At 49.5% G+C, this 4,072-nt stretch carries 4 protein-coding genes and 2 pseudogenes; 1 reads left to right on the plus strand and 5 read right to left on the minus strand.

Annotation, left to right across the window (positions count from 1 at the left end; all coding sequences use genetic code 11):
* Positions 1-374, minus strand: a pseudogene (locus F7B33_RS07365) (substrate-binding domain-containing protein); the annotation flags it as partial.
* A 227-nt stretch (positions 375-601) separates the two neighbouring features.
* Between F7B33_RS07365 and F7B33_RS07370 the strand changes: the two are divergent.
* The gene (locus tag F7B33_RS07370; protein WP_297073987.1) at positions 602-1,738 is read left to right on the plus strand and encodes an iron-containing alcohol dehydrogenase; all 1,137 of its coding nucleotides are present in this window, start codon (positions 602-604) and stop codon (positions 1,736-1,738) included.
* 536 nt (positions 1,739-2,274) lie between these two features.
* On the opposite strand, the gene F7B33_RS07375 is transcribed toward F7B33_RS07370, so the two are convergent.
* The 4 genes and pseudogenes from F7B33_RS07375 to F7B33_RS07390 form a co-directional block, all read right to left on the minus strand.
* Positions 2,275-2,832 carry a Maf-like protein gene (locus F7B33_RS07375; RefSeq protein WP_297066016.1) on the minus strand — a complete coding sequence of 186 codons (558 nt, stop codon included), beginning with the start codon at positions 2,830-2,832 and terminating at the stop codon, positions 2,275-2,277.
* Positions 2,833-2,931: 99 nt separating this feature from the next.
* A complete protein-coding gene (locus tag F7B33_RS07380; RefSeq protein ID WP_297066099.1) occupies positions 2,932-3,300 on the minus strand; it encodes a hypothetical protein in 369 nt (122 codons plus the stop codon).
* A gap of 45 nt (positions 3,301-3,345) precedes the next feature.
* Positions 3,346-3,534 (minus strand): hypothetical protein, encoded by a 189-nt coding sequence (locus F7B33_RS07385; protein ID WP_297066019.1) that lies wholly within the window; start codon positions 3,532-3,534, stop codon positions 3,346-3,348.
* 61 nt (positions 3,535-3,595) lie between these two features.
* Positions 3,596-4,072: pseudogene (locus F7B33_RS07390) on the minus strand (KH domain-containing protein); the annotation flags it as partial.

Raw genomic sequence — 4,072 nt, forward strand, 5'->3', positions numbered from 1 at the left:
GCCGCCTTTGGATCACCGAGGACGACCCTGACGCCGGGCTTTGCGAGGTCACTGAGCGACTTTATGCCCTTAGGGTTGCCCTTTGGGACCGCTATGACAGGGATGTGATATGTGAGGTTCCTCACCGTGTCGTTGAGGATGTAGCCCTTTTTCATGGCCTGCTCGGTGTAGTACTAGGCCCCCGGAACGAAGACGTCGCATCCACAGGTTGTCTGGAGGATTCCAAAGATCTCACTGCTCCCGCCGTAGTGCACCTCAACCTTTGCCCCGGTCTCGTTTTCGAACATCCCTATCAGCTCGTTCATGGGCTTCATCAGACCCGCTCCGGAGCAGACGGTTATCGTTTGCCCTGCAAGGGGCTTTTCACTGGACATTGAAGCGTTGCTCGAACCCAAACAGCCGGCCCCCGCGAGGGCACCTACAACCACCAGAACGAACAGGATCGCTTTAGCACTCTTCACATTAGACCACCCAAGAAGGGGTTTGGAATTCGAATTTAAATGTTTTCAGTAAACAAAAAGATTTACGTTAAATGAAAGTGTTTTCCTCAGTTGCGAGACAGTTAAAAGGACCTCACTTTATGAAACCTGCGGTGATATTGATGTTCTGGCTGAAGACAAGAATCGTCGAAGGCAGGAACGCCCTTGAAAACCTCAAAAAGGAAGCGAAAAACCACGAGCGCGTCCTCATCCTAGCATCAAACTCAATGAAAAAACACGGCTTCCTGAGCAAGGCCGAGGACTACGTGAGGGAAGCCGGTGCAGAGGTCTTCTCGATTACGGGCCTTCCAGCTGAGCCGAGCGTCGAAGTTATCGAAGAGTTCCTGCCGAAGGTGAGGGAGTTCGAGCCCGACCTACTCGTCGCCCTCGGTGGGGGGAGCGTGATAGACACCACCAAGGCCTTGAAGGTCTTCTACGATGCCCCGGGGCTGGACTTTGAGGAGATAGCCTTCATGGACCGCTTTTCACGGCCAAAACCGGTTCCGAAGTTAAAGACAAAGCTCATAGCGATTCCATCAACGAGCGGGGCTGGAAGCGAGGTCTCGGCGGCAAGCGTTCTGAAGAAGGGAGGCATCAAGTACAACATAGTGACGCCCGAGATAGCGCCTGAGGTAGCTATACTCGACCCAAGGTTACCAATGACCATGCCGAGAGAAGTTGCGAGGAACTCTGGGCTGGATGTTCTGGTCCATGGGATAGAGGCATACACCACCAGGGTAGCCAACGATTTCAGCGATGCCATGGCAATAAAAGCGATAAAGACCGTTTTTGCCTTCATTGAGAGGAGTCTTGAGGGTGACGAAAAGGCGAGGGAAAAGATGCACTACGCTTCAACGATGGCAGGCATCGCCTTCCTCAACGCGCGCCTTGGACTTTGTCATGCCATGAGCCACAAAGCGGCCTGGATTGGTCCACATGGATTGTTAAACGCAATATTCCTGCCATATGTTATCGAGTTTAACGCTGAGAGGAGCGAATACGCGAGGAAGCGCTACGACGAGATAGCGAGGGAGCTCAACTTGAAGGACTGGAGAGAACTCCTTCAGGCAATCAAGGAGCTCAACGAGAGAACCGGTGTTCCCAAACTGGGAGAGCTCGTTGACGAAAGAACGTTCATGGAAAAACTGGAAGAGATGGCGGAAAAGGCCTACCACGACGGACTGATAGCATTCAACCCCGTTGAGCCAACAGTTGAAGAAATCGAGAAACTCTATCTGGAAGCCTACAAAGGGGAGTAAGCGTGTTTTCCCTTGTTTTAAATTTTCTTGGGGTTCAATTGTGACCTTGAAGAGCTTGGTGATTAACGTTTTAATTCTCCTGAAGTCTTATTGCAACTAGGGTGGGATTTTCCTCGGTTGGGCCTACAAACGAATAAGAATGCTCGAATTTTATAATCCTTTCCCCAGAGTGGCTTTAAAACTTCCACCAAAAGCCCCCGAACTCGAACAATAACAGCCAATCCAAAGCCCGCATATTCAATGCACAAAACCATACAAAAGACTTCCAGAAGCATAAACAGGCTAATAAATTAAATTTTTTCCAGAATTAAAACATGCCATCACAAAAAACATCACCTTTCCATGGATTTTAGCCCGATAAGAGCACTCTCCAAGCTTCTTTTAAACTCCAGAAAAATCTCGTTACATTTTAACAAACAGAATACAACAACCTGTTAAATAACAACAAAACATAACCAAAAACTTCCAGAGTGATAACAGTACTCAAAACATCGAAATGATAGACGTAAAGTGAAAAAATACCAAAAGGAGGCTTTTCAACGTGATAACACCCTAAGACCGAGTTCTCTAAGCTTCCAGATTATCTCCATCGGAAAGCCGACGACATTGTAGTAGTCCCCCTTAATCCATTCAACGAGTAGGCCACCCAACCCCTGTATTCCATAGGCACCGGCCTTGTCCATGGGCTCTCCTGTCTTGATGTAGGCCCAGATTAGCTCGTCGTCGAGCTCGCGGAACTTGACCTCGGTTGTTACGACGCCGGTTATCTCCCTCCCCCCGTGGACGATACAGTAGCCGGTCGTAACCCTGTGAACCTTACCGCTGAGGAGTTTAAGCATTTCATATGCCTCTCGTTCGTCCTTTGGCTTTCCAAGGATTTTTCCATCAACGCTCACAACAGTATCTGCACCAATAACGGTTCTGCCAACGCGCGAGTGAACTTCCCGCGCTTTTTTCCTGGCGAGTTCGACTGCGCACTCCTCGGGTTTCCCTGAGTATACTTCATCAACGTTGCTCGGAACAACTTCAAAATCACTGATGAAGCGTGATAGTATTTCCCTCCTCCTCGGGGACGAAGAAGCGAGGACGAGCATTGATGCACCCCCAAACGTTAAAAGGAAAGCGCCCAAGTTGGATGGGCGATGACGACAATTTCGCTAGCTGACGCGTGATGACTACCCTCGCAACCGAGCCTAGGCGAGGCACTCCTTTATTTCGTTAACTATACACTCAACGTCCCTCTCGAACTCGAGGACCGAACAACGGTTTCCGTCTATGGGTGGGCAGTTTTCCGCAATCCTTCTGAGCTTGACGTGGAGGATTCCCTTCTTTTCACCCTTTTCGATTGTGTATCTCCTGTAAAGAACGTCACAGTCATCTCCCTCGGGCTCTTCAACCGTTACCGTAAAGTTAGCCCTTAGGACTTTGTCAATCCCGTTCACGATTTCCACAGCGATGTCGTAGCTCCTGTCCTCGATGACGAGGGGCACACAGACGTGCTCCATGTCGTGTTTGCCGAATTTATGGAAAGTCTCGGGAATAATAACGACGTCGTACTTCATCGACACCACCGGAAAAAGAAGGGAGGAGGAGTTTAAAAGCCTGTCTCAACGGGATTGTGCCAGCTCACCAGAGTTCTTTCGCAGAAAGCTGGCAGTTAAGTACACAAAGGCGCTCAACCAGAGAAAATCACCGAGCAGAACGGCCGATGAGTAACCACCAAGAATCGCCAGCAGGTACGAGGCCAGACCGCCAAGGAACAGGGACCAAAAGAGCTTGTCCCTCCATAACCTCATCGTCTCATCCCCTAACGTATGTCATCTTTATCAAAGAAAGTTGAAAAAGAAGTTAAAAAGCTTACGTGCTCGCCCAAATTGGAATTCCCGCCTCAATGAGCCTCTTGAGTTCCTTACCTATTGGAGTATTCTTGCTCACCTTGACGAGGCCCTTCTTGCTCGGCGTCGCTGTAAAGACGTACTGTTCTCCTCCGTAGAACTTCAAGGGCTTTTTAGCGTAATCGGGAGAAACCCTCAGAACTATCGTTTTCTTCTTCTCCTCGACCTCCACCGGGATTTTCTCCTTCGGCTTTTCAGCTTCTCTTTCGGCGAAGCTCTTAACGTCTATGCTTATGCCTATCCTCTTTTCCAGTTCAGTAATCCTCTTCCCCTTCTTGCCGATTATCGCCGGAATGTCGAACTCGTCGGCGTATATCACGGCTTTGTGCGGGCTGACTATCTCGACCTCAGTGTAAACGTCGGGCAGGAACTTTTTGATTTCCTGCTTGAGCCTCTTCTCGGCGAGCTTTAAAGCCGGGGCTTTTTCCTCTTTCTTGAC

The organism is Thermococcus sp., assembly GCF_015523185.1.
In the GTDB taxonomy this organism is placed as follows: Archaea; Methanobacteriota_B; Thermococci; order Thermococcales; family Thermococcaceae; genus Thermococcus.